The organism is Achromobacter sp. ACM01 (genome assembly GCF_014851745.1).
Classification (GTDB): domain Bacteria; phylum Pseudomonadota; class Gammaproteobacteria; order Burkholderiales; family Burkholderiaceae_B; genus Achromobacter; species Achromobacter aegrifaciens.
This window is the reverse complement of sequence record NZ_JACVAF010000006.1, coordinates 42,605-67,773: the sequence shown is the minus strand read 5'-3', so window position 1 is coordinate 67,773 and position 25,169 is coordinate 42,605. Positions and strand designations below refer to the sequence as shown.

General features: G+C 67.4%; 27 protein-coding genes. 21 read left to right on the top strand and 6 right to left on the bottom strand.

Going from position 1 to position 25,169, the window contains the following annotated elements; all coding sequences use genetic code 11:
* The first annotated feature begins 7 nt into the window (after positions 1-7).
* From IB268_RS25190 to IB268_RS25145, 10 genes are all read left to right on the top strand, one after another.
* Positions 8-1,744, top strand: coding sequence for a hydantoinase B/oxoprolinase family protein (locus IB268_RS25190; RefSeq protein WP_054453497.1), 1,737 nt, complete (start codon positions 8-10; stop codon positions 1,742-1,744).
* On the top strand, positions 1,741-3,426 hold the full coding sequence (locus tag IB268_RS25185) for a thiamine pyrophosphate-dependent enzyme (RefSeq protein WP_192354972.1): 1,686 nt from the start codon (positions 1,741-1,743) through the stop codon (positions 3,424-3,426). The genes IB268_RS25190 and IB268_RS25185 overlap by 4 nt, the downstream gene beginning before the upstream one ends.
* The gene (locus tag IB268_RS25180) at positions 3,423-3,725 is read left to right on the top strand and encodes a (2Fe-2S)-binding protein (protein ID WP_054453500.1); all 303 of its coding nucleotides are present in this window, start codon (positions 3,423-3,425) and stop codon (positions 3,723-3,725) included. The genes IB268_RS25185 and IB268_RS25180 overlap by 4 nt, the downstream gene beginning before the upstream one ends.
* Positions 3,716-5,104: an NAD(P)/FAD-dependent oxidoreductase gene (locus tag IB268_RS25175; RefSeq protein ID WP_192354971.1), complete on the top strand. Its 1,389-nt coding sequence runs from the start codon at positions 3,716-3,718 to the stop codon at positions 5,102-5,104. Before IB268_RS25180 ends, IB268_RS25175 begins: the two co-directional genes overlap by 10 nt.
* Complete coding sequence (locus IB268_RS25170) at positions 5,101-6,219, top strand: FAD-binding oxidoreductase (RefSeq protein ID WP_192354970.1); 1,119 nt, start codon at positions 5,101-5,103, stop codon at positions 6,217-6,219. The genes IB268_RS25175 and IB268_RS25170 overlap by 4 nt, the downstream gene beginning before the upstream one ends.
* Positions 6,220-6,320: 101 nt before the next feature.
* The gene (locus IB268_RS25165) at positions 6,321-6,641 is read left to right on the top strand and encodes a BON domain-containing protein (RefSeq protein WP_054453503.1); all 321 of its coding nucleotides are present in this window, start codon (positions 6,321-6,323) and stop codon (positions 6,639-6,641) included.
* Between the two features lie 93 nt (positions 6,642-6,734).
* Complete coding sequence (locus IB268_RS25160) at positions 6,735-7,010, top strand: hypothetical protein (RefSeq protein WP_054453505.1); 276 nt, start codon at positions 6,735-6,737, stop codon at positions 7,008-7,010.
* 35 nt (positions 7,011-7,045) lie between these two features.
* Complete coding sequence (locus IB268_RS25155; RefSeq protein WP_175214185.1) at positions 7,046-7,555, top strand: CinA family protein; 510 nt, start codon at positions 7,046-7,048, stop codon at positions 7,553-7,555.
* A gap of 86 nt (positions 7,556-7,641) precedes the next feature.
* Positions 7,642-8,202, top strand: coding sequence for a DUF4142 domain-containing protein (locus IB268_RS25150; RefSeq protein ID WP_119449578.1), 561 nt, complete (start codon positions 7,642-7,644; stop codon positions 8,200-8,202).
* Positions 8,203-8,293: 91 nt separating this feature from the next.
* A complete protein-coding gene (locus tag IB268_RS25145; protein WP_054453510.1) occupies positions 8,294-8,527 on the top strand; it encodes a hypothetical protein in 234 nt (77 codons plus the stop codon).
* A gap of 3 nt (positions 8,528-8,530) precedes the next feature.
* On the opposite strand, the gene IB268_RS25140 is transcribed toward IB268_RS25145, so the two are convergent.
* Positions 8,531-8,734 (bottom strand): hypothetical protein, encoded by a 204-nt coding sequence (locus tag IB268_RS25140; RefSeq protein WP_054453512.1) that lies wholly within the window; start codon positions 8,732-8,734, stop codon positions 8,531-8,533.
* Positions 8,735-8,845: 111 nt separating this feature from the next.
* On the opposite strand from IB268_RS25140, the gene IB268_RS25135 reads away from it, so the two are divergent.
* On the top strand, positions 8,846-9,931 hold the full coding sequence (locus tag IB268_RS25135; RefSeq protein WP_119449577.1) for a mechanosensitive ion channel family protein: 1,086 nt from the start codon (positions 8,846-8,848) through the stop codon (positions 9,929-9,931).
* Here the strand turns inward: IB268_RS25135 and IB268_RS25130 are convergent.
* The 3 genes from IB268_RS25130 to IB268_RS25120 form a co-directional block, all read right to left on the bottom strand.
* The gene (locus IB268_RS25130) at positions 9,928-11,682 is read right to left on the bottom strand and encodes a hypothetical protein (RefSeq protein WP_192354969.1); all 1,755 of its coding nucleotides are present in this window, start codon (positions 11,680-11,682) and stop codon (positions 9,928-9,930) included. The genes IB268_RS25135 and IB268_RS25130 overlap by 4 nt on opposite strands.
* A gap of 145 nt (positions 11,683-11,827) precedes the next feature.
* The gene (locus IB268_RS25125) at positions 11,828-12,226 is read right to left on the bottom strand and encodes a PRC-barrel domain-containing protein (protein WP_054453518.1); all 399 of its coding nucleotides are present in this window, start codon (positions 12,224-12,226) and stop codon (positions 11,828-11,830) included.
* Positions 12,227-12,400: 174 nt separating this feature from the next.
* Positions 12,401-12,580: a hypothetical protein gene (locus IB268_RS25120; RefSeq protein WP_125472928.1), complete on the bottom strand. Its 180-nt coding sequence runs from the start codon at positions 12,578-12,580 to the stop codon at positions 12,401-12,403.
* 107 nt (positions 12,581-12,687) lie between these two features.
* Between IB268_RS25120 and IB268_RS25115 the strand changes: the two genes are divergently transcribed.
* The 5 genes from IB268_RS25115 (at position 12,688) to IB268_RS25095 (ending at position 16,690) form a co-directional block, all read left to right on the top strand.
* Entirely contained in the window at positions 12,688-13,221 is a 534-nt protein-coding gene (locus IB268_RS25115) for a DUF421 domain-containing protein (protein WP_192354968.1), read from the top strand.
* Between the two features lie 215 nt (positions 13,222-13,436).
* The gene (locus IB268_RS25110; RefSeq protein ID WP_054453523.1) at positions 13,437-13,787 is read left to right on the top strand and encodes a hypothetical protein; all 351 of its coding nucleotides are present in this window, start codon (positions 13,437-13,439) and stop codon (positions 13,785-13,787) included.
* 183 nt (positions 13,788-13,970) lie between these two features.
* Complete coding sequence (locus IB268_RS25105) at positions 13,971-14,927, top strand: glycosyltransferase family 9 protein (protein ID WP_125472931.1); 957 nt, start codon at positions 13,971-13,973, stop codon at positions 14,925-14,927.
* Positions 14,902-16,020, top strand: coding sequence for a glycosyltransferase family 4 protein (locus IB268_RS25100; RefSeq protein WP_125472932.1), 1,119 nt, complete (start codon positions 14,902-14,904; stop codon positions 16,018-16,020). Before IB268_RS25105 ends, IB268_RS25100 begins: the two co-directional genes overlap by 26 nt.
* A gap of 64 nt (positions 16,021-16,084) precedes the next feature.
* Complete coding sequence (locus tag IB268_RS25095) at positions 16,085-16,690, top strand: hypothetical protein (RefSeq protein ID WP_119449602.1); 606 nt, start codon at positions 16,085-16,087, stop codon at positions 16,688-16,690.
* A 39-nt stretch (positions 16,691-16,729) separates the two neighbouring features.
* Here IB268_RS25095 and IB268_RS25090 read toward each other — a convergent pair whose 3' ends face one another.
* Complete coding sequence (locus tag IB268_RS25090) at positions 16,730-17,119, bottom strand: OsmC family protein (RefSeq protein ID WP_054453530.1); 390 nt, start codon at positions 17,117-17,119, stop codon at positions 16,730-16,732.
* 396 nt (positions 17,120-17,515) lie between these two features.
* On the opposite strand from IB268_RS25090, the gene IB268_RS25085 reads away from it, so the two are divergent.
* Genes IB268_RS25085 through IB268_RS25075 form a run of 3 tightly spaced genes read left to right on the top strand, consistent with a single transcriptional unit; the run spans position 17,516 to position 21,320 of the window.
* Positions 17,516-17,989, top strand: a complete 474-nt coding sequence (locus IB268_RS25085; protein WP_054453532.1) for a (2Fe-2S)-binding protein — start codon at positions 17,516-17,518, stop codon at positions 17,987-17,989.
* Positions 17,986-20,277 carry a xanthine dehydrogenase family protein molybdopterin-binding subunit gene (locus tag IB268_RS25080; protein ID WP_192354967.1) on the top strand — a complete coding sequence of 764 codons (2,292 nt, stop codon included), beginning with the start codon at positions 17,986-17,988 and terminating at the stop codon, positions 20,275-20,277. Before IB268_RS25085 ends, IB268_RS25080 begins: the two co-directional genes overlap by 4 nt.
* A 2-nt stretch (positions 20,278-20,279) precedes the next feature.
* On the top strand, positions 20,280-21,320 hold the full coding sequence (locus IB268_RS25075; RefSeq protein WP_192354966.1) for an XdhC family protein: 1,041 nt from the start codon (positions 20,280-20,282) through the stop codon (positions 21,318-21,320).
* Positions 21,321-21,623: 303 nt separating this feature from the next.
* On the opposite strand, the gene IB268_RS25070 is transcribed toward IB268_RS25075, so the two are convergent.
* Entirely contained in the window at positions 21,624-22,589 is a 966-nt protein-coding gene (locus IB268_RS25070) for a tripartite tricarboxylate transporter substrate binding protein (RefSeq protein ID WP_192354965.1), read from the bottom strand.
* Positions 22,590-22,736: 147 nt separating this feature from the next.
* Between IB268_RS25070 and IB268_RS25065 the strand changes: the two genes are divergently transcribed.
* Positions 22,737-23,693: a helix-turn-helix domain-containing protein gene (locus IB268_RS25065; RefSeq protein WP_054453540.1), complete on the top strand. Its 957-nt coding sequence runs from the start codon at positions 22,737-22,739 to the stop codon at positions 23,691-23,693.
* A gap of 107 nt (positions 23,694-23,800) precedes the next feature.
* Entirely contained in the window at positions 23,801-25,168 is a 1,368-nt protein-coding gene (gene glcF, locus IB268_RS25060) for a glycolate oxidase subunit GlcF (protein WP_192354964.1), read from the top strand.
* The last annotated feature ends 1 nt before the right edge of the window (position 25,169 follow it).

Below are 25,169 nucleotides of genomic sequence, written 5' to 3'. Positions count from 1 at the left end.
GTACGCCATGACCAATCGATCGACTTCCGCTGCCGGCACGGACACCTTCGACCCCATCGAAATGGAGGTCTTCAGCAACCGCCTGCTGTCCATTACCGAGGAAATGGGCAACACGCTGATCCGTTCGTCCTTTTCCACCAACATCAAGGAACGCAAGGATTGCTCCGTGGCGCTGTTCGACGCCGCCGGCCGCCTGGTAGCGCAGGCGGCCCACGTGCCGGTGCACCTGGGATCGTTGTCCGGCGGCATAGACGCCGTGCTGCGGCGCTACGGCGCGGCCGGCGTGCGCCCGGGCGACGCGTTCCTGTGCAACGACGCCTATCTGGCTGGCGGCACGCACGCGCCCGACATCACCGTCATCACTCCCATCTTTCACGAAGGCGTGCTGCGTTTCTTCGCGGCAAACATCGGCCACCATACCGACGTCGGCGGCGCCGTTCCCGGCTCCACGTCGCACCATCTGAAGACGGTTTGGGAGGAAGGCATCCGCCTGCCGGCCATGCGCATCGTGCGCGAGGGCGAGCTGGACATGGACCTGCTGGAGATGATTGCGCACAACACGCGCGAACCGGACAACCGCATGCACGATATCCGCGCCCAGATCGCCACCAACGACAAGGGCGCCAGGCTGATGCTGGAACTGGTGCAGCAGTCGGGCCTGGAGACCGTGCTGTCCGCCATCGACAGCATCATGGTGTACACCGAAAGACGCCTGCGCAACCGCATCGCGCAACTGCCGACCGGGACCTATACCTTCACCGAGCGCATGGACGACGACGGCATGGGCGGCGATCCCGTCACCATCCAGGCCAACGTAGAGGCGCGCGACGGCCAGCTCCATGTCGATTTCACCGGCACCAGCAAGCAGGCGCGCGGCGCATTCAACCTGCCCGCCAGCGCCCTGAACGCCAGCGTCTACTTCGCGGTGAAGGCCATGCTCGACCCCGAGCTCATGCCCAACAACGGCCTGTTCCAGCCCATCACCATCACCGCCCCCGAGGGCACCATTACCAACCCGCGCTTTCCGGCGGCGGTGGGCGCGCGCGTCACCACCGCGCAGCGCGTGGCCGGCACGGTGATCGGCGCGCTGGGCCAGCTGTTGCCGCCAGACCGCGCCATGGCTTCGTGCAACGACGTCATGCCTTCCATGCTGTTCTCCGTGCCCATGCAGGACGGCAAGGGCACCTTCGTCTACCTGGAAACGCTGGGCGGCGGCGCGGGCGGACGCGCGCAGGGCGACGGCATGGACGGCATCCAGGTGCACGTGACCAATACCTCCAACCTGCCCGCCGAAGCGCTGGAGATCGAGTACCCGCTGCTGGTCGAGGAGTACGCGCTGGTCAACGACAGCGGCGGCGCGGGCCGCCACCGCGGCGGCATGGGCATCGCGCGCCAGATCCGTTCGCTGCATGATCAGCTGATCTGCACCATCCGCTGCGACGCCGCGCTGTTTGGCGCGGCCGGCCTGAACGGCGGCCTGGCGGGAGGCACCTCGCGCGTGATCCAGAACCCCGGCCGCGCCGACGAGCAGCGCCTGCCCAACAAGATCGCCAGCCACGGCCTGGCCAGCGGCCAGTCCGTGCGCCTGGAAACGCCCGGCGGCGGCGGCTACGGCGCGCCCGCTGACCGTAGCGTGGCCGCCATCCGCAACGACGTGCTGGGCGGCAAGGTCAGCCGGGCCGCGGCCGAACGCGACTATGGCGCGGAACGGGTGGCGCTGGCGCTGCAAGGAGACGCGGCATGAACGCGCCTGCCCCCGGCCCCCGCAGCGGCGGCGAACTGCTGGTCGCGCAGCTGCAGGCCTATGGCGTGGAGCGCGTGTTCATGGTGCCGGGCGAAAGCTTCCTGCCATGCATCGATGCGCTCTACGCCCGGCGCGACGCGATCGAAGCGGTGGTCTGCCGCCAGGAAGGAGGCGCCGCCTACATGGCCGAGGCGCATGGCAAGCTGACCGGCCAGCCGGGCATCTGCTTTGTCTCGCGCGGTCCGGGCGCCACCAATGCGGCGATCGGCGTGCACACCGCAAGGGAAGACTCCACGCCCATGATCCTGTTCATCGGCCAGGTCGGCGGCGACACCGCCGACCGCCAGTGCTTCCAGGAAGTGGACTACCGCGCCATGTACGCGCCGCTGGCGAAATGGGTCGCGCAGATCGAGCGGGCCGACCGCATTCCCGAATACCTGGCGCGCGCCTGGGCGATCGCCACTAGCGGACGCCCCGGGCCAGTGGTCCTCTCCCTGCCCGAAGACATGCTGTCCAGCGTCGCCGACGTGGCTCTGGCCGCTACGCCACAGCCGCCCTGCGCCCGTCCGGCCGACGCCGACATGCTGCGCCTGCGTGACTTGCTGGAAGCGGCGGAGCGGCCCTTGCTGCTGCTGGGCGGCTCGCGCTGGCCGCAAGCCGCGCGCGAGGCCGTGCGCGACTTCGCGCTGCGCTTCGACCTGCCCGTGGCCACCGCCTGGCGACGCCTGGAGCTGTTCGACAACGACCATCCCAATTTCGTGGGCCAGGTCAGCGCCAGCATGCCGCCGCACCAGAAGCGCGCCGTCATGGACAGCGACCTCGTCATCGCGCTGGGCACCCGCCTGTGCGAACCGACGACCATCAACTATGAATGGCTGGCCTCGCCCACGCCGCGCCAGACGCTGATCCACATCCACCCGGACGCCAACGAGATCGGGCGGCTGTGCACGCCGGCGCTGGGCATGGTCGCCAGTGTGGACGGCTTCGCCCAGGCCGCATCGGGACTGGCGCCGACGCCGGGCTGGCAGCCGCGCCGCCGGGGCACTGTAGCGGCCGCCCCAGCGCCTGCGCTGCCGCCCACGCCCGGCCCGCTGGACCTGAACGCGGCGGCGCGCCACGTCGCGGCCACGCTGCCGCCGCATTCCTGCGTCACGGTGGGCGCGGGAAATTACGCGCTCTATGCGCACCGGCACATTGCCTTCAAGGGACCGGGCAGCCAGCTTGCGCCCGCCGTCGGCGCCATGGGCTACGGCCTGCCCGCAGCCATCGCGGCCAAGCTGCGCGACCGAGATGCGGCCGTGGTCTGCTTCGCCGGCGACGGCTGTTTCCAGATGACCATGCAGGAGCTGGCCACCGCGGCGCAGTACCGGCTGGGCATTGTGGTGCTGGTCTTCAACAATGGCCTGTTCGGCACCATCCGCCTGCATCAGGAGCGCGCCTATCCCGGACGCGCCCTGGCGACGGAACTGGTCAACCCCGATTTCGCGCGGCTCGCGCACAGCTATGGCGGCTACGGCGCTGCGGTCGAGCGCACGCAGGATTTTGCGCCGGCCTATGATGCCGCGCTGGCGTATGCCCGGGAGCATCGCATGCCGGCCATCGTGGAACTGCGCTACGACGCCGACATCATCCTGCCCGACCGCACCCTGTCGCAACTGCGCCGCGCGGAGACCGCCGCATGAAACCGCTGCTGCGCCGCGTGTCGGCGCCCGCCTCGACGCCGCTGCGCCTGACCTGGAACGGCTTGCCGCTGCAAGCCCATGAGGGCGACACCGTGCTGACGGCGTTGCTGCTGGCCGCGCAGCACCTGCGCGTCACCTTGGGCGAAGGCGCGCCGCGTGCCGGCTTCTGCCTGATGGGCGCCTGCCAGGATTGCTGGGTGCAGACGGCGGACGGCGCACGCCTGCGCGCCTGTTCCACCGCAGTCGAAGACGGCATGGAACTGGTCAGCGCCCAGCCCGGAGAACTCGCATGCAAATGAACCCGCCCGGCGCCGATGACTCGCCGCGCATGGTGGTGGTGGGCGCCGGGCCCGCGGGCGTGCGCGCCGCGCAGACGCTGCTGCGCCACGGCGTGCGTCCGGTGATCGTGGACGAAGCCGCCTTGCCTGGCGGCCAGATCTATCGCCAGGGCGCGGCCCCTCGCGGCACCGCGCGCCAGCGCTATGGCTTCGAATGGAAGCGCGCGCAAGCCATCCACGCGGCGGGCGCGGACCTGGCCTCCCGCGCCGACTATCGCGCCGCCACCGCGGTGTGGAATGCCGCCCCGGGCTGCCTGGACCTGGTCCGCGACGGCGAACTGGAAACCCTGCCCTACTCACGGCTGCTGCTCGCCACCGGCGCCACCGACCGCGTCCTGCCCTTCCCGGGCTGGACCCTGCCCGGCGTCTACTCGCTGGGCGGCGCGCAGATCGCGCTGAAGAGCCAGGGCTGTACGTTTGGGCCGCGCATCGTGTTCGCCGGCACTGGCCCCCTGCTCTATCTGGTCGCCTACCAATATGCGCGCGCCGGCGCCCAGGTGCAGGCCGTGCTGGACTGCGCGCCGCCAGGCAGCCAGGTCCGCGCCGCGCCGGCGCTGCTGAGCCAGCCCGGCATGCTGGCCAAAGGCATGTACTACCTGGGCTGGCTGCGCGCCCACGGCGTGCCGGTGCACCATGGCGCACGGCTGGATGCGGCCGAGGGCGCGGGCCGCGTCGAGCGCGCGCTTGCGACCCTGGGCGGCAAGCAGCGCGCCATTGCTTGCGACGCGCTTGCGGTGGGCCACGGGCTGCGCGCGGAAACGCAGCTTGCCGACCTGCTGGACTGCGCCTTCGACTTCGATGCCGCGCAGCGCGCCTGGCTGCCGCGCCGCGACCCGGACGGCCGCAGCACGGCGACCGGCGTCTATCTGGCCGGCGACGGCGCCGGCATCGGCGGCGCGGTCCTGGCCGAGCTTGCGGGCGAACGCGCCGCGCTGGCCATGCTGGCAGACAGCGGCATCGACGTCAGCGCCGCCAGGGTGCAGTGGCTGGCCTGCCGCCAGGCGCGCTGGGCGCAATTCCGCCGCGGCCTGGACCGGGCCTTTCCCCTGCCGGGCGCGGGCGCCGACTGCGACGACTCCGTCATGGTCTGCCGCTGCGAGGAAGTGCGCGCCGGCACGTTGCGCGCCGCGGCCGCGCAATACGCCATCCACGATCTCAACCGCTTGAAGGCGCTGACGCGCATCGGCATGGGCCTGTGCCAGGGACGCATGTGCCAGGCGGGCGCGGCCGAGCTGCTGGCCGACTGCCGCGGACTGGCCTTGGCGGACATAGGCCGGCTACGCGGGCAGGCGCCCGTCAAGCCCCTGAACCTGTCCATGCTCGGCAAGGTGGAACCATGAACCCGCTGCACACGGAAGTCGCCATCATCGGCGCCGGCCTGGTGGGCGCCAGCGCCGCCCTGGCGCTGCGCCGCATGGGGGTCGCCACGGCGCTGATCGACGGCGGCGCAAGCGGCGCACGCGCCAGCGGCGTCAACTTCGGTGGCGTACGCCGCCAGGGACGCTCGATCGAGCAGCTGTATCTGGCGCAGCGCGCACACGGCATCTGGTCGCGCCTGCCGGACCTCATCGGCACCGATGCGGAATACGTGCGCAGCGGCCACCTGAAGCTGGCGCGCTCCGAGTCCGACCTGGACAAGCTTTGTGCCTACCGCGACAAGGTCAGCGACTTCGACCTGGGCCTGGAGATCATCGACGCCGCCGAGCTGCGTCGCCGCTTTCCCGCGCTGGGTCCGGGCATTGCCGGCGGCTCGCTATGTCCGGAGGATGGCCAGGCCAATCCGCGACTGGTCGCGCCCGCCTTCGCCCATGCCGCTGCGCGCGCCGGCGCCAGCCTGCTCGAACATTGCGCCATCACGCAGGCAGACACCCAGGGTAGCGGCTTCCTGCTGACCGCCGCCGACGGCCGGCGCATACGCGCCGACACCGTCATCAATGCGGCGGGCGCCTGGGGCGCGGCGGTGGCCCGTTGGTTCGGCGACGACCTGCCCCTGCAGGTCAAGTATCCGACCATGCTGGTCACTGAGCCTCTCACGCCGCAGATCGGCGTGTCGTTGGGCGTGGAAGGCGGCGGCTTCTATGCCCGCCAGGTCGCGCGCGGCAATGTGGTCATGGGCGGCGGCTACGGCAGCGCGCTGCCGGGAGACCGCAGCCGGCCGGGCCGCGCCGCGCTCGCCGAACTCGGCCGCATCGCTCCGACCGTGGTCCCGGCGCTGGCCTGCGCCAGCGTGATCCGCTGCTGGTCAGGCATCGAAGGCTATTTCAACGACAAGAACCCGGTCATCGGCTTCAGCCCCAGAGTGCCGCGGCTGCTGCATGCTTTCGGCTTCTCGGGCGGGGGCTTTCAGATCGCGCCGGCGGTGGGCGAGGTCATCGCCGAAATGGCGATGGGACGCGGCGGCTTGATCATGGCGGAGAAGTTCTCGGCCAGCCGCTGGGAGGCCGCCCAGGCATGATCGGTGCGAGAGCCTGGGCGCGGCCCTCACAGGCATGCGAGTTGCTCGCTTCCCGCGGGGCGGCATTTCCTGCCGCCATCCACGGCAAAGGAGCACTATCCATGGTCAGAAAATCCATAGTTCACGGCCTGGGCGCAGCAATGCTCGCCTTGGCGCTGGCAGGCTGCGCGGCGCAGGACGGCCATCGCAGCACGGGCCAGTACACCGATGACGTCACTACCACGGCGCGCGTGCGGGAGGCGCTGCTGAAGACGCCCAATTTACGGTCCAACACCATACAGGTTGAAACCTACCAGGGCGTGGTCCAGCTCAGCGGCTTTGCGGACAACGAAGACAGCGCGGCCTCCGCCGTCGGCGCGGCCCGGGGCGTGGCGGGCGTGAAGGAGATCCGCAACAACATCCAGGTGCGAAATCCGCAGTAATGCGCGGCGGCGCTCGGGAGGATGGGCCAGCCGGGCACGCGGCTTGCTGCGCAACGTCTCATAGAGCCCATTGCAGCCCTACGGAGAATCATCATGCCTGGCACGCCCGTCAACTCCCTGCCCGATCCCCAGACCGATCCCTCCCCCCGCCCCGACTTGGGTCCCAGCGATTCGTCGGACTCGGCCAGCGACCTGCCTCAGGACCTGGTCCATACCGATAGCGATGCTCAAGGCACAGGCGACCGCGAAAGCGCCAACCCGCGCGACCGCGACCACGAAGGCGCCGACATAGGCGCGGACCGGGTCACCGATGCAGACCATGCCGGCGTATCGCGCAAGCCGCCCGACCCGGTGCGCAACGGCGGCTAGGCCAGGCGATCGTCAACCGGAAAGGGCCATCCGCCATGGACGCGATCGAACGCATCGCCGCGTACATGCATGAACACGCCTTGACGCTGGTCACGGCGGAATCATGCACGGCCGGCCTCATCGCCGCCACGCTGGCGGATGTGGCGGGTGCAGGTTCGCTGCTGGACTGCGCATTCGTGGTCTATTCCCCGCAGGCAAAGATGCGTTGCCTTGGGGTGACGCCTGCGACCCTGGCGCGGCACAACCTCACGAGCGAGCCGGTAGCGCGGGAGATGGCGCTGGGCGCATCGCGGCAAAGCCCGGCGCTGATCGCCATTTCCAATACAGGCGTCACCGACTCGGTCGACGACGACATTCCCGCTGGCACGCAGTGCTATGCCTGGGTCTTCAAGACGGGCCAAGCCGATGCCGCGCCGGCAATCTACGCCGAAACCCGGCGCTTCTCCGGCAACCGCAACGGCATACGCCTGGCCAGCGCCCGCTATGCCCTGCAGCGTCTGGTGGAGTACCACGCCGAACTGACGGGCAAGCCCAAGCCCCGCTGAAGTCGCTGACGGGCGGGAACAGCGATTGCTGGTGGCTGCAGGCTCCCACCCATAACGGCGCACCGCGCCCAAATCTGGAGGTTTCCATGAAAACCCGCTATCTGACCGCCACGATCCTCGCCTCGCTGACGTTGGCTGCCGCCCATGCTGCGCAGGCGCAAACCGCGCCCGCCGCGCCTCCCACGGCCGCGGCAGCGAAACTGGACAGCGCCGACCGGGACTTCCTGGAGAACGCAGCCCAGGCCGGCCACCTGGAAGTCGCTGGCAGCAAGCTCGCTCTTGAAAAAGCCCGCGATCCGGACGTGAAGGCGTTTGCCCAGAAAATGATCGACGACCACGGCAAGGCCGGCCAGCAATTGGCCACGCTCGCGCAAGGCAAGGGTTATCAGGCGCCGACCGAACCCTCACTGGTGCAGCAGGCAAAACTGAAGGCGCTGGGCTTGCGCGACGACAGCTTCGACAAGGCCTATGTGGACGAGATTGGCGTATCCGCGCACCAGGACGCGGTGAAGCTCTTCGAGAAAGCCTCGAACGACGTGAAGGATCCCGACGTCAAGCAATTCGCGATCGAGACCCTGCCGGTGCTGCAACAACACCTGGAAATGGCGACAGCCATGCAGCAACGCCTGGATGCCGCCAAGAAATAGGAGTCTTCCCGAGGATTAGTACCAGCGAAGGAACAGATGCGCATACCTGCGGGCGCATCTGCAACCAGTGCGCTTGCTGCGGAACATGCATATGGATCGCGAGGAACTATTGGCACAAATGATCGCCACGCCAGCGGTCGACCGGGACTTCCATGACTGGCCCGAGGTGCTGGCCAACTATGCGGAATGCCTGATGGCGCTGCAGCCCAGGCTGCAGCCCGAAGAGCTGGAAAGGCTGATACGGGTTGGCGCGGATTTCTATCGCACGCTGGCGCGCGCCGAACAATATCGGCACGCGTCAGTCTGGGACGAACCGCAGCCGTAACGCTCAACCATAGGAGCCATATGAGCGCCTGTGGTACGCCTCCCTGACGTAGCGCTTGAGTTCTGCCTCAACTGAAGAGACGGCGGCAGCTGGTTCCGCCTGCGGATCGAGCAAGCGCCGCGCTGCTTCGAGCGTGCGCCGCGCCCTCAGTTCACCTTCGCTCAAGATCTCGGCGGGCGCCGCCGTCGTATCGCGCTCTTTGTCCATGACGCTGCTCCTGAAGGCGGGCGGAATGCCGCCGCCTCGCTATCAGCAAACCACGTGCCCGCGCGGACGGCACGGCAATTGCTGCGTTGCGGCTTTCCTCCAGGAGACGGCATGCTCGCAAACTGGCTGCCTGAGGTCCGGGGCCTTTCGGACCATCCGCTGATGCTGTGGGCATTGGCGCTGACGGCGGGCGCCGCGTTGTTCTTCGCGCTGAGCGCCGCGTTGCGGATCACGCGGTCGCGGCTGCGGCAGCGCGCCGACACGCCAGGCCACCCTCTTGCGCGCTCGGTCTCCGAGGTCCTGCGGCGCACCAACAGTGTCATCTTGCTGTTGCTGTCCATCCTGATCGGCGCCGAATTCATCGGCGCCCCACTGCCCTGGAGCGCGGGCAAAGCCCAGCATCTTTGGTTCGTGCTGCTGACGCTTCAGCTCGCCCTGTGGCTCGACCGGGCAGTCGAGGTGGGACTGGATCATGCACTGGCCGCGCGCGGCCAGGTCAATGCCGTCACCGCCACCTTGTTCCGGTTCCTGCTGCGCACACTGGTTGCCGTCATCGCCCTGCTGGCCATGCTGGACAATCTGGGCGTGAACATCACCGCGCTGGTGGCCAGCCTGGGCATCGGCGGCGTCGCCGTCGCGCTGGCGGTCCAGACCATACTGAGCGATCTGTTCGCCTCGATCTCGATCGGGCTCGACAAGCCCTTCGAGGCTGGGGATTTCATCGTCTTCGGACAGGTGGCGGGCAGCATCGAGCACGTGGGCCTGAAGACGACGCGCATCCGCAGCCTGGGCGGCGAACAGATCGTGTGTTCCAACACGGAGCTGCTCAAGCAGACCATCCAGAACTACAAGCGGATGCAGCAACGGCGCATCATCTTCACCGTCCGCATCACCTACATGACGCCGGTGGACCGCGCCGCCACCGTGCCGGAGCTGATCCGACAGCAGATCGAACGCCAATCCGGCACCCGCTACGACCGGGCGCACCTGGCCCGTTTCGGCGATAACGCGCTGGAGTACGAAGCCGTCTACTACGTCATGACAGCGGACTACAACCGCTACATGGACATACAACAGGAGATCAACCTGGGCATCATGCGCGAGCTGGACACGGCAGGCATCGCGCTGGCGCTCCCCGAACGCATCGTGCACCTGCCGGCGCCCGCCCGGCAGGACGCCGATGAGCAAGCCGGCTAGCGGAGCGCCGGTGGGACCAACGCGCGGTCCAGCAGCGCGGCCAGGCGGGCGAGCCCCGCCTCCACCGGCCCCGAGATGTGCACGCGCAAGCACGGCCGGCCCCGCGAGGCCAACTCTTCCATGTCGCCCAAGGCCTGCGCACGCTGCATGGCGGCGAAACCCAGGGCGTGGCCGGGCGCTTCCAGCTCCTCCCCGGCGTCCGCGGTAATGAACAGGAATCGTCCGCCCGCGGGGCCGCCCTTGTGCAGCTGGCCTATGGAATGCAGGTAGCGCGGACCGAACCCGACCATGGTTGCAGCGCCGGTCGCCTGGCGCAGCCGGCAGCGCATCCCGGCGAGGCGCGCGTCATGGACCGGATTCCGGGCGACATAGGCCAGCAGCGACACGTAGTCGCCCTGATCCATTCCCGCAAAGTACGACGCCAGCAGCTCGATCGCGGTCGCCCCCTCGGCCTCGCCATGGAAGGCCAGCGCGCCTTCGACCAGCCGGGGCATAAGGTCGGCTACGCCGATGCCGGCTTCGTGGCGCGCCGCCAGGGCCTGCGTGCGCGCCTTGCTGGCTTCCACGTCCGGCTGATCGAACGGATTGACGCGCAGCACGGCGGCGGCCACGGCGGTGGCCATTTCCCAACGAAAGAACTCCTGGCCGAGCGACTGGGCAGACGGCAGTTCGCAACGCGCCACCGGGAATCCCGCAGCGGCCAGCCGCCGCATGCGCGTGTCCAGCTCGGCGCCGGGCGTATCGCTGCGCGCAAGATGGACGAACATGCGGTCGCGGCCATAATCGCACGCATCCCCGGCCGGCTCGTGGGCCACGGGAATGATGCCCCGCCCATTCTTGCCGGTTGATTCGGCCAGCAATTGCTCGAGCCAACACCCCACGTACTCCAGCCCGGGCGCGGCCAGGATGGTGAGCTTGTTGCGGCCGTCCAATGCGGCCTCGCCCAGCAGCGCTCCCAGAAGCAACCCCGGATTGGTGCGCGCCTGGGCCTGCCCCGCGCATGCCCGCACCATGGGGCGGGCGCTGCGCAGGAATGCCGCTGGATCGTGCCCCAGCAGCGCCAGCGCGACCAGTCCGAAGGGCGACAGCACGGAGTTGCGCCCGCCCACGGACGACTCGCCCTCGAAGACGGCGGCATAACCGTCCGCCCGCGCGCGGTCCAGCATCGGAGACCCCGGATCGGCAATGGCGACAAAGCGCTGCCCCGCCTCCTGCCGTCCAAGCCGCCGCGCCACCTGTTCATGGAAGTAGGCAGCGAGCATGCGCGATTCCAGGGTCGATCCGGACTTGCTGCAGACGACAAACAGGCAACGCGTGAGATCCACCGCGGACTGCACCGCGCGCACCTGGGCCGCGTCGGTGGAGTCCAGCACGTGCAGGCGCAAGCCTCCGCTGGCCACGCCCAGCGTGCGGGCCAGCGCCTCCGCGCCGAGGCTGGCGCCCCCCATGCCCAGCAACACCGCATCGGAGAACCCGGCCACGCACAACCTGCGGCAGATTGCCGTCATGCGGCCGAGCGCCCGGGGCGCCATGCCCGGTTGCAGCCAACCCAGCCAGCGATCCTCATCGGTCCCGGTCCACAGCGTGGCGTCGCGTTGCCACAGACGCGCCATCCAGGCTTCGTTTTCGGCTTGCTCGATACGCTGGCGGATACGCGCGGCCAGACCGGCCGGCGCCTGGAAGCTGAAGCCGTTGAGCGCCGCCTGACGGCCCAGGGAGACAGGGGCTCGTTCGCCGTGGCGTCTTCCCAAAAACCGGGCCGGGCGTATTGCCTGAACAGCATCGTGGGTAAGAGGAGTATGCATGGGAAGGGCCGGCCGACCGGCATGGGAAGAAGAAAGGGAAAAAAATGGAGGGGAAAAAGGGCGGCTCGCGGCCGCCCTCCCGAGCTGCGCCCTACCAGTAGGGATCCTGGTTGTAGTACTTGTGCACGCTCAACGCCCAGCTTTCGTCCGCCATCCTGGGCCAGTCGTCCTTGTCGAAGCCCGGCGCGTTCTTCAAGACCTCCTTGTCGACATTCAGGATGAAGCACTTGCGGTCGGTGTCCAGCGTCAAGGCCGCCCACGGAATCGCGAAGAGCTTGTCGCCCATGCCCAGGATGCCGCCGCGCGACAGCACGGCGTAGGCCACGCGTCCCCGGGGCACGTCGATCATGATGTCCTTGATCGACCCCAGGCTTTCTCCCGAGGCGTTGACGACGTCGTTGCCGTCAAGGGTGTCCGCCGCCATGATCTCGGGGCCAGGCCCGGTAGCGGAATCCTTGGGGCCGCCAACGATATTGGTTTGATGCTCCATACGTCTCTCCTATGCGGGGACCATCCCCACGTTGAACCACGGTCATGGCTGTATCGCTACGCCATTTCTTGCGCTCGATCCGAGTGGACCTATTCAGCAAGCGCCATGCCCATCCGGCCACTCGAAGACGTCCCGCCTGGCGTACGCGTTGGCGGGACGGTACGCAGCGGCCGCTCAGCCCTTGCTGCGCGCCCCAGCGCCTCGATTGCGTCGGCTTTGCTGATCCTGTCCGGTGCCTATTTGGCTGACATGGCCCTCCTTCTTGGTCCGGTTCTGCCCATCGCGGTGGCTGGCCTGGAGTTCCCGGTCGGTGTCATCGGCCGAAGGATTGGGTTTGCGGTCTTTGGGTTTCATGGCGGTCGTCCTCGTGATGGATCACTACCTCTCAGCAAATGCCATGCCCCCACTGCGTCTGTGCCGGCGCTGCCCGCACGCGGCACGGCGCTTGCTATCGAAACGCCATGGAAAAATTCGCCCAAATCTTCGAGTTGCAGGCGGGCTTTGCCGAAATGATCATCCGCGGCACGACCATGTATTGGGTGCTGTACGCGTTGCTGCGTATTTCCGGCAGACGTGACATGGGCTCCCTGGGAATGGCGGACATGCTGGTGCTGGTCTTGGTGGCGGATGCCGCGGGCAATGCCATGTCGGGCGATTCGTACTCCATGGGGGACGGCATCATCGTTGTCGCCACCATAGTCGGCTGGAGCTACCTGCTGGATCGGGTGGGCTATTACGTTCCTCCCTTGCGTCGCCTGCTTGAGCCACAGCGCGTCTGCCTGATCCGGTCCGGCAAAGTGCTGGTCCATGGACTCAGGAAAGAGCACATCACCCGCAGCGAACTGATGGAGCAACTAAGGTTGAAAGGCGTCGCCAACCTGGCTGAGGTCGAAAGAGCCTATCTGGAGGCAACAGGAGAGTTCAGTGTGGTCCGCGTGCAAGAGCGCTCCAAGGCGGGCGCCTCCAAGCTGGAAGACGACGATGCCTGCGGTTAGCGTCCACCCGCAGCAGGAATGCGCACGACCGGCGAGGAAGCGGCGCGAATCGGTATATTTTTCCGGTGCGTTCGAGCTTGGGATGGAACGCCCGCTAGCGACGCGAGGCGTTCACAGGGCAAAGCACCTTTCCTTTCAGGATCACCGAGAGCCGTGCGCAGCCGGGCATGACGCTTGCGGATAGGTTCCAGCATTTCCCACATAGGAGCGTACTCATGAAAATCCGAGCCTTCACCTACGCGCTGGCCCTGTCCGCCGGACTGGCTTCGGCCGGTGCGCTGGCGCAGTCAGCCATGCCCACCTCGCCGTCCAACACGCCCAACGACAGCACCGCCGTCCCCCCCAACCAGCCCGTGCCGCCCGGACAGAAGCCGCCCGCGCCAAATGCGACGCCGAACACGCCGACCAACCCGCCCAACCTGAACAAGAGCGACCACACCCGGTCGGACATGCACAAGACCGACAAGCAGGGCCGCCACCGCGAAGCCAACGACAACGTGCCCAGCACCAAGGGCGGTGGCGCGGCGCCGCCTCCGGGCTACCCGAACTCGGGCGGTTCCAAGTAAGCGCGCAACGACGACGTGAACGCGAACCGCATACGGGCGTAGTTGTTTAGTTGTGTAAAGCACGTCCGGCAGGTTCTTCACACTCCTTAAAAGACCTCGGAAAGATTCATTCGACTGGATCGATACATTGCGCAGCAGCGGTCTGCGGACCTCCAAAAAACTGCCGTGCAAACGAGGTTGCCCATGTCGGAAGTCGTCGTCTATGTCAGAAGCCAGCCCCGGCTGGGCGACCAGATCGTCGCCCTGCCGGCGCTCTATCAACTGAAAACCTGGTGGGCTTCCAGGCGGATCCGGGTGGTGGCCCGCGACGACCTGGCCGGCTTCTACCGCGGCGTGCCCTGGGTCGACGAGTTCGTCCGGGCCGCCACGTTCGGTGACTATCTGCGCACGCTCAAAAAGCACACCCCGGTTTGCGTCAGCCTGCATCACAGCAGCGAACGCTTCGGCCTGATCAACCTGCTGCGCCGGCCAACCATGCGCTTCGGCTTTCACAACGCGCGGATGAGCGACCTGGCCTGGACGCACTCCCATCGCAAGAGCGTTGCCGAATACATCGGCTTGGCCAATCTCCGGCTGTTGGCGTCGTACCGGCAATTCGACGCCGAGGCCGTGGCGCGCCGCTGCTTCCAGACGCTGGCCCACCCGCACCAGCATGCCGAGCAGGGGGCCGACGTGGTCCTGATCCCGGGCGGCGGGTCTGGCGCGTTCAAGCGCTGGAGCCTGCTGAACTACCTGCGCCTGGCCGAGAGGCTAAAGCTGCTGCTGGGCCCGGACACCCGCTACCTGTTCGTGCTGGGAGAACAAGAGGTCATCGAACGCGACAAGCTGGAAGCCATGCGGCGTCCTGAATTTTCCATCGCCTACTGCCGCTCGGTGCCGGAGCTCAGCGCTCTCATGCTGCGTGCGCGCCTGATCGTGGCCAACGATTGCGGCCCGTCGCATATCGCCCAAGGCGCTTGCGTGCCCTACGTGGGCGTGTTCAACGAGTCCAACCCGGAGTGGTTCTGGGATCGCCCCTACTCCGCCGCGGTCGTTCCCCGCCATCCCCGCGACGGCATCAATTCCATCACGCCCGACGATGTGCTGGGCGCCTGCCGCAAAGTCCTGGAGCATCATGCGCATCCTGCATACGCTGGCTGAGCGCAGCCTGGGCGGGCTGGAATTCCGCGTCCTCGAGCAATCCTCCTGGCTGCAGCGCCATGGCTACGAAGTGGCGATCGCGGCTCCGGCGGACAGCGAAATCGGGCGCGAAGCCCGGCAGCGCGGCCTGCGCGCCGTGGACATAGACTTCGACGCCGCCTACTCGCCGGCCACGGTCCTGAAGCTGCGGCGCGCGGTCAAGACGCTGCGCATCGACCTGATCGACAGCCACAGTCGCGCCGACGGCAAGACCGCCGCGCTGTGCCGCGACCTGTGCTCGGTCGTCAGGACGCGCCACTTCGCCAAGCCCATGCCTTCCTCGCCGCGTCGCCGGCTGGAATGGAAAATCGGCTGCGACCACGTCATCGCGACCAGCCTGCTGGGCAAGCAGGAACTCGTCGCGGCGCGCCTGGCGCCCGCGCAGCGGATCAGCGTGGTCGGAGAATGGGCCGCGGACGAATTCTTCCAATCCGGCGACACGCCGCAGTCACGCCTGCGCACCCGGCAAGCACTGGGCATCCGTGCCCCCGACAGCGCCTGCGTCATTGCCACCATAGGCATGCTGCGTCCCGAGAAGGGCCAGGCCGATCTGTTGCGCGTGGTGCACCGGCTGCGCCGCCAGGGCCTGCCCGCCATCGCGCTGGTGGTCGGCATGCCCACCGCCAGCACCAAGCCCTATGCCTATGCGCTGCACCAGCTGACCGTGGATCTGGGCATTTCCGAACATGTGGTGTTCGCCGGTCATCGCAACAATATTGCGGAGATGATCCGCGCCGCCGACGTGGTGCTGGTGCCTTCGGCCACCGAAGCCTGGTCGCGCGTGGTACCCGAGTCGTTCGCCGCGCGCCGCCCCGTGGTCGCCAGCGACGTGGGCGGATTGCCGGAAATCGTCACGCCGGGCCAGACCGGTTGGCTGGCTGCGCCCGGCGACGTCGCCGGCTACGCGGACCGCATCATGCAAATCCGCAGCGATCCGGGACAAACCGAAGCCATGATCGGTAACGCCCGGGCCTACGCCGAAGCCAATTTCCGGCTTGCGGGCAAGATGTTCAGCACATTGGAAGCGTACAAGCGGGCATTGCGTCCCGCCTGAAGGGCGGGCGCCACGGTGGAAGGGGTATCATGGTGCCCCCGATTTGTTTACCCGATTCAGTACCGTGACCAAGCCCGCCCTACTGCTCGTTCTGGCAATCGCCTTGACGGGTTGCTCCAAGCAGGAAGAGACCCCCTGGGAACGGCTTCAAGCCGCCACGCCGCAACTGCAGCTGGCCGCCAACACGCCGGAAGCGGCGGTGAAATCCTGGTGGCAGGTGCGCGACGCGCACGACCGCTATACCGCCACCGCCTGCAAGGAACTGGCCGAACTCTACCGTCCCTTCAGCGCCGCCGAAGACTCGCTGAGCACCGCACAGCTGCAGGCCCGGCAGAACGGCGACCAAAAATGCAGCGTCGAGATCTACGAGCGCAGTGTCGTCAACGTCGATGTCCAATCCGACACGCGCGCCTTCGTCGTCGCGCAGATCCGCAACACCACGCCCTCCACGCCCGGCTTTCCGGTGGACAACGACGAACGCGACCGCAAGGAGCGCGGCGTGCGCATGCAGTACCTGCTGGAACGCGCCGACAAGACCCAGGACTGGAAGATCGCCCAGGTGTATGGCCGCAACCGGTATTGCGAAGTGGCCCCGGTCAACGGCTGGTGCCCGCTGTACAACCAAGCGGCAGGGTCGGCGAATAGTTATGTTTATGAGTTCGGGCAGTAGGTGAGCCGCGGGCAGAAGCGCGTTCTGCCCGCATCCTCTTCAGGCCACCAGGAACACAGCTGGCCGCACCCGCACCGTCTTGCCCAACGTGCGCGCAACCGGCGATGCCTGCGCCGCGTCGCGAACCAGATCCTGCTGCGCCGCCGTCAGCGCCGCGGCGAAGCGCAAACTCACCTCGAATCCGGTTTCGTCATCCAGCCTATCGATGTCCACCTGCACCGTCGCCTCGGGCAACGCAACGCCGGCGCGGTCCGCGGCCATGCCGATGGACATGCAGACACAGGCCGCTAGCGCGCTTTCAAGAAGTTCGTGCGGCCGCATGCCCGCGGTTCCTCCCTTGCCGTCTTTTTGCGTGTCGGAGAGCAGGACGTTTTGGCCGTTCGTTACTTCCACGCCATAGGGCACGCCCACCCGTTTCGCCTTCACCATGCGGGTCTCCTGTCGAAGATGAAAGAGCCGACAGGCTAGGCCTGGATCGGGGACCGGGGAAGGCCAGCGGAGATGCTGGTATGGGATGTGACAGGGTGGACGTCATTGCAGCGCAACCGAAAAAATGGGCCTGCACGCGACCTGGCAGCACGGATACACCGTGCTCACCGACGGGCCGGCCGAAGGCGTAACATCCTCGGGGCTGACCCTCGACGATCCGAAGGAGCCGTTCGCGTGGGCTCCAGGCGCCAGCTCTGGCTCGTCGCCCTTAAGTTCTGTCTGGAACAATTAGGCAGATTTTTTGAATTTTTAGGCAGAATTCCGATTTGAAAAAGTGATTCACTCACGGTTCAGGCAAGCTTTCGCCTGCCATGCCCGCCCACCAAGGATTCCTCCATGACCCAACTTCAAATCAATGGCCAGGCCAAGGATATCGACGTCCCGGGCGAAACGCCCTTGCTCTGGACTTTACGGGATGAACTCGGCATGACCGGCACCAAATTCGGGTGCGGCATGGCGTTGTGCGGCGCCTGTACCGTGCACATGGACGGCGCGCCCATCCGGTCCTGTGTCACCCCGCTCTCCGCCGTGGCAGGCCACAGCATCACGACCATCGAAGGGATAGAGGCGGATGCGGTCGGCCGGGCGGTGCAACAGGCCTGGATAGAACAGAACGTTGCCCAATGCGGCTACTGCCAGGCGGGCCAGATCATGACGGCGGTAAGCCTGCTCAAGGTCTCGGCGCAGCCGACCGACCAAGACATCGAGGACGCCATGAGCGGCAATATCTGCCGTTGCGGCACCTATCCTCGCATCCGCGCAGCCATCCAGCAGGCGGCCAGGCTCCTCGCCCAGGGAGGCAAGCAATGACGCACATCGCTCAACTTTCCCGGCGCGGCTTTCTGCAGGGCGCCTTGGGCGCGCTCACCCTGACGGTCACGGCCAGGGGTTTGATCACGGCAGCCTGGGCCGCCGAGTCCCCCGCCCAGAAGTACGGCGCTGACAGCATGCCCGGCGGCACCGTCGACGACCCGCTGGTTTTCGTCAGCATCGCCGCGGACGGCACCGTCACCATCGTCGCGCACCGCGCCGAAATGGGCACGGGCGTGCGCACCAGCCTGCCCATGGTGGTGGCCGACGAAATGGAAGCGCGCTGGGACCGCGTCAAGGTCATGCAGGCGCAGGCCGATGAAGCGCGCTATGGCAACCAGAACGTGGATGGCTCGCGCAGCGTGCGGCACTTCCTGATGCCCATGCGACGCGTCGGTGCGGCCGCCCGCCAGATGCTCGAAGCAGCGGCGGCAGCGCGCTGGTCGGTTCCTGTGGCCGAGGTCAAAGCGGTGCAACACGAGGTGCTGCACCAGCCCTCCGGGCGCCGGTTGACTTATGGCGAGTTGGCGGCGGACGCGGCCAAACAGCCGGTTCCCGCGGGCGATGCCCTCAAGCTCAAGGATCGGGCCGAGTTCCGCTATATCGGAAAGGAGCACGTGCGCCTGGTGGACCTGGAGGCCATCGGCAAGGGCCAGGCCAGCTACGGCATGGATATGCGCCTGCCAGGCATGGTCTATGCCGTCGTCGCACGTCCCCCTGTCGTCGGCGGCAAGCTGCGCCGTCTCGACAGCGCCAAGGCGATGGCCGTGCCCGGCGTGCTGAAGGTCGTGGAGATTCCGCCAATGCAAGGGGCCCCCGCATTCCAGCCCCTGGGCGGCGTCGCAATCGTCGCGCGCAACACCTGGGCGGCCCGCCAAGGCCGCGACGCGCTGCAAATCGAATGGGACGACGGCCCCAACGGCAGCTACGACTCAAGCGCCTACCGCCAGACGCTGGAATCGGCAGCGCGCAAGCCCGGCAAGACCATGCGCAGCCAGGGCGATGCCGCGCAAGCCTGGGCCAAGGCGCCCGAAGCCGAGCGCGTCGCCGCGGAGTACTACGTTCCCCATCTGGCCCATGCCTCGATGGAACCGCCAGCGGCCACCGTCCGGATCAAGGATGGCCGCGCCGAGGTCTGGACGTCGATCCAGAACCCCATCGCCGCGCGCGATGCCGTCGCCGCCCGGCTGAAACTGGAGCCCGCCGACGTCACGGTCAATGTCTTGCTGCTGGGCGGCGGGTTCGGCCGCAAGTCCAAGCCCGATTTCGTGGACGAGGCAGCCATCGTCGCCCGCGCCATGCCCGAAGGCACGCCAGTCAAGCTGGTGTGGACTCGCGAGGACGACATTCATCATGACTATCTGCATACCGTGTCGGTCGAACGCCTGGAGGCCGTTCTGGACAAGAACGGCCAGGTCCAGTCCTGGCTGCACCGCAGTGCCGCCCCCACCATCGCCTCCCTCTTTTCGGAAGGCGCCAAGGGCCAGCAGCTCTTCGAATCGGCCATGTCGGCCATCAACATGCCGTACCGCATTCCCAACGTCCGGGTGGAAACGGCCGAAGTGGAGGCCCATGCCCGTATTGGCTGGTTCCGCTCGGTAGCCAACATTCCGCACGCTTACGCTGCCCAGTGCTTCATCGCCGAGTTGGCCCACCGCGCGGGCAAGGACCCCAAGGATTTCGCGCTCGACCTCATCGGCCCGGCGCGCAGGATCGACCCGGGCACAATGGCCGACACCTGGAACTACTCAGAATCCCCCGAGCTCTATCCCTACGACACGGGCCGCCTGCGCGGCGTGATCGAAGCGGCCTGCAAAGGCGCGGAATGGGGCAGAACACTGCCCCAGGGCCACGGCCTTGGGCTGGCATTCTGCTACAGCTTCATGAGCTACACCGCCACCGTGGTCGAGGTGGCCGTGGATGCAAAGGGCGAGGTGCGCGTGGTGGCCGTGGACATGGCGATGGACTGCGGTCCGCAAATCAACCCCGAACGCATCCGCGCGCAGATGGAAGGCGGCGCCATCATGGGCCTGGGCCTTGCCCTTGCCAGCGAGATCACGTTCGAACGCGGCCGCGTGAAGCAGAGCAACTTCCACGACTATGAAGTGCTGCGCCACAATGCCTCGCCGCGCGTGATCCGCACGCATCTGGTCAACGACGATCACACCCTGCCTCCTGGCGGCGTGGGCGAGCCCCCGGTGCCGCCCGTGGCGCCCGCCCTGTGCAATGCCATCTTTGCCGCCACCGGCAAGCGGATCCGCAGCCTGCCGGTGCGCAGGGTAGCCTAGGCATGGAGACGGTCGACGTCCGCGTGTTGCGCGAAGCCCGCGCCTGGCTGGCGGACGGGCACAGGCTGCTGCTGGCCACGGTGGTCAAGACCTGGGGCTCCTCCCCGCGCCCCGTCGGCTCCATGATGGCGCTACGCGAAGACGGGCGCTGCGTCGGCTCTGTTTCGGGCGGGTGCATCGAAGACGACCTGATTCATCGATACACCCGCGCCCATGGCACAGGCGCCATCGCGCAAGGCGCGCCTGAACTGGTGCGCTACGGGATCGAAGCCGACGAAGCGCGCCGGTTCGGACTGCCTTGCGGCGGCACGCTGGAGCTGCTGCTGGAGTTCCAGCCGGACTACGAAACGCTGGACGCCCTGGTCCGGCGGCTCGAATCCGGCCAGTTGGTCCAGCGCACCGTTGACGTAGCCACCGGAGCGGTGACATTGGCGCCGGCCTCGACGCCCGCCACAGTGCAATTCGACGGCGCGACGCTTTGTTCCACGCTGGGGCCGCAGTACCGGATGCTGCTCATCGGCGCAGGCGCATTGGCGGAATACCTGGCCACCATGGCCTTGTTCAACGACTTTGCGGTGACCGTCTGCGATCCGCGCGGAGAACAAGTGGGCAGCTGGTCCGTGCCCGGCGTGCACATCACCCGGGAAATGCCCGATGACGCCGTGCTGGCCCTCGCTCCCGACACGCGCACCTGCATCGTCGCCTTGAGCCACGATCCCAAGCTGGACGACCTCGCGCTCCTGGAAGCGCTGCACAGCCCGGCGTTTTACGTGGGCGCCATCGGTTCACGCCGCAATACGGGCATCCGCAGGCAACGCTTCATGGAGCATTTCGGCGAAACCGCCGCATCCCTGGAACGGCTGCATGCGCCAGTCGGCATCAATATCGGCAGCAGGACGCCCGCGGAAATCGCGGTGAGCATCATGGCGGAGATACTTGCCGTGAAGAACGGGGTTGTATTGCCCGCCATCGTCGATGGTTCTTGCCGGGAGCTACCTACAGCACACCGTCCCGTGGCGATGACCCAACCCCTGACGCCATGAGCATCGCGCCCTGGGTAGTGAAAGGGTAAATACAAAGCCCGTGCAAGACATGGCTCGGAGCACTCAGGTGTGTGCCATACACACCTGGACAGCAAGGAACTGATCAAATAGCTAGAGCGGTCCGAGTGGAAACTGGGAGGAGGTCAGCACCAGCAGTCCCCGTAAGTGCCCCTGTATATCTTGCGGAATTATGTAGGTCATCGAGTCAGCACCTATCACTCATAGCCGGCGGACGGCCAGCTTCCGCCTGTCGACAGTTGCAGTAAAGCAAAGGACAAATTCGGACAGGTCGGCTCCACGCGCCTACTGCACTGGCGACAGGTTCGCCTCCTTGGCGGCCGCGGCATACATCGGAATCTCCCGGGCCATGGTATCGGCCAGGACCTGCGGTGCGCTACCTACAGGATCGATGCCCAGTTCCAGCAGGCGATCGGCCACGGCGGGCTCTCGCACGGCTGCGGATACGGCGTTCTGCAGCTTCTCGATGACGGCTTGCGGCGTGCCCGCAGGGGCGTACAGGGACGACCAGAATGACATTGCGAAATCCGGCACGCCAGACTCCGCGACGGTAGGCACGTCGGGCAACAAGGTAAAGCGCTTCGCCCCCGTGACGGCCAGCGCTTTCAGCCGGCCGCTGCGAATCTGGGGCAATACGGCCGCAGTGTCGATCAGCGCAAAGTCGATCTCGTTGGCCAACAAGGCCGCGACCACGGCAGAGTTCCCTTTGTAGTTGACCACCTCCGCTTCCAGGCCGACGCGCTTGGCGAAGAGTCCGGTCGCGAGCTGGAAGGAGTTGGCGCCCGAGCCTGCAAACAGAGGCTTGCCGCTCTTCTTGCCCTGGCCGACCAGATCGGCCACCGAGCGCGCCGAGCTTCCAGCCTTGACGGTCAGGATCATCGGAATATCCCCCACAAGGGAGATCGGCGCGAAATCGGCGACCGGATCGTAGTCCAGGTTGTTGTAGATGGCCGGATTGACGGTCATGCCGCTGCTCGGCCCCACCAGCAAGGTATAGCCGTCGGCCTCGGCCCGCTTGACGGCGCCGATCGCAATGGCGCCGCTGGCGCCCGGCCGGTTCTCCACGATGAAGGGCTGGCCCAGGCGGCGCTGCAACTGCTCGGCCATCAGGCGGGCCAGGATATCGTTGCCGCCGCCCGGCGCGAAGCCCACGATCATGCGCACGGGCCGTGCCGGATACTCTTGCGCCGCGACACAGAAAGCCGACAACGCGAGCACTGCACCTGCCCACAAAGATAGAAACCGTTTCATGCCACGCTCCATTCGTTGAACACAGTACGCCGTTACTGGGGAATGCACGGATGGCCCATTCTCCACTGCCTCGCTACATTGGGCACGACCCAACGTGCCAGCCGATGCCGCTGGCAGCGACAGCACGCAACGGACCCCGGAGCCGAAATGGCGCCTGAATGGCACAACTGGAGCACCCACGATCACGGCCAGCACGCCTTGGCGTTCTGGCAGGATGCGGTCTGCGCCGGTGTGCTGGATTCTGAATTCCGCGCCGAACCCGACGCCGGATTCGCCGGCACCATGTCCAGCCAGAACCGCGCGGGAGTCCGGCTCGTGAACTTCGCGAGCTCCCCGCACATGATCCGCCGCTCCCAGCGGCAAGTCAGCCGTCTCAATGGCGATCACATCATGCTCAGCCTGCAATTGCAGGGCAGCGCCTTGATGTCCCAGGGTGACGAGCAGTTGTGCCTGCGGCCCGGAGAATTCGGGCTGCTCGACACCGGATCCGCGTTCGACATCACGTTCCCGGAAACAACCTCGCGCCGGCTGGTGCTGTTGCCACGCCACGCCTTGAGCGCGCGCGCCCCGGGCATGCGGCGGCTACGCGCGCCGGCCAGCCTGCCGGCCGATATGCCGTTCGCGCCCGTGCTTACCGAAGCCATGCGCCTGCTGACCGATACGACGGTGAAACTGCAGGACCGCACCGTCGACACGCTGCTGGATGCCGTCATCGAAATCGTGGCGCTGCATTGCGCATCCCTGGCGGACGCCGCGGCGCCCCCTTCCACCGAACTGAGCTTCGTCGGCGTGAAGCGCCATATCGATACGGCGATCGCCAACCCGGACCTGTCGCCCGCAACGGTGGCCGCAGCCTGCCGCATATCGGTCCGCACCCTACACCGCCTGTTTGCGCGGCATGCCGCCTTGTCGTTCGAAGCCTACGTGGTGCAGGCCCGCCTGACGCTCGCGCATGAGCTGCTGGCGGCCGGCAAGACCCGCACGGTCAGCGAGGCCGCCTTCGCCTGCGGCTTCAACAATCTCTCCCACTTCACGCGGCGCTTCTCCGAGCGATACGGCGAATTGCCTGTAAATCTGCTCAAGCAAGGGCAGACCCGCGGCTGACTGACGCCCTGGGCGGCGTCCACTGACGCGCTGGGCACAGCCCCGCGCACGGCCCGACGGCAGAATGAGCTTCATCCCGGCCCTGGCCGGCAAGCTTCCGTCGCACCATGCCCAAGATCATCACCATTCACCGCCCCGACGCGGTCCGCGCTGCCGCCGAGAGTTGCGTGCATTTCGGCTTCTGCACCGCAGTCTGTCCCACCTACGTGCTCGATGGCGAAGAGCTGGATTCACCGCGCGGCCGGATCGCCCTGGCGCGCGAGATGCTGGACAGCGGCGCAGCGCCCAGCCCGGCCGCCGTGCGCCACCTGGACCGCTGCCTGTCGTGCCTGTCGTGCGAAACCACCTGCGCGGCCGGCGTTTCGTATCACGCCATTATCGACGGCGCGCGTGAGCACATCGAAAAAAGCAAGGCCCGCCCGCTGACGCAGCGCTTGCTGCGCTCAGCGCTGGCCCGGGTACTGACGACCCCCGCGCTGCTGCGTCCGGCCGCGGCCGCGGGCCGGTTGCTGCGCGGCGCCGCCGGCCGCCTCGGCGGCCCGTTGGGCGCGTTGGCCTCCCTATCCAGCGCCCCCGCACTCGCGGCTTTTGCGCCACGCACCGAAGCCGCTCCGCAGCCGCCCGCCAACCCGACGCGCCGCGTCGCGCTGCTGGACGGCTGCGCCCAATCGGTGCTCGGCGCCGAGATCAACGCCTCGGCCAAACGGCTGCTCACACGCGCCGGCATCGCCGTCGTCAACGTGCCCGGCGTGCAATGCTGCGGCGCGCTCGAACTGCACATGGGACGACGCGAGGCCGCCACTCGGCACATGGAACAGGCCGTCCGCAGCTGGTCGACCGCGCTGCTGGCGGGGCAGATCGACGCCATCATCAGCACCACATCGGGCTGCGGCTCCGTCATCAAACGCTATGAAGAGCTACTGTCTGACCGCCCCGAACTGTCGACGCAGGTGCGCCTGGTGGTCGAGGCCACTCAGGACATCTCGCAAATCGCCGCCAGTCTGTCGCTGACCGCCAGCGGCTCGGCGCTAGGCCTGGCCGTTTCGTATCACGACTCCTGTTCACTCAAGCACGGCCTGAAAATCGAACGGCCGCCGCGCCGCGCGCTGGGCAAGCTGGACATGGAGGTGCGCGATATCGCCGAATCGCATCTGTGCTGTGGCTCGGCGGGGACCTACAACATCCTCGAGCCGGCCATCTCGGACCGGCTGGGACAACGCAAGGCGGCCCACGCCTCGGCCGGCCAACCGGACGTGATCGCCGCCGGCAACATGGGATGCCTGGTGCAGATCTCGCGCTTCACGCCGGTGCCCGTGGCGCACACGGTCCAGCTGCTGGACTGGGCCACCGGCGGGCCACCCCCACGCGGTCTTGAAGACTTCCGGCCCAAGCCGCCGCAGGCGGCGGCCGACACTCCAACGCCGGCGGCCACGCCGGTTCCGACAACCGCCGGCAGCGGCGATCTTCTGTGGTGAA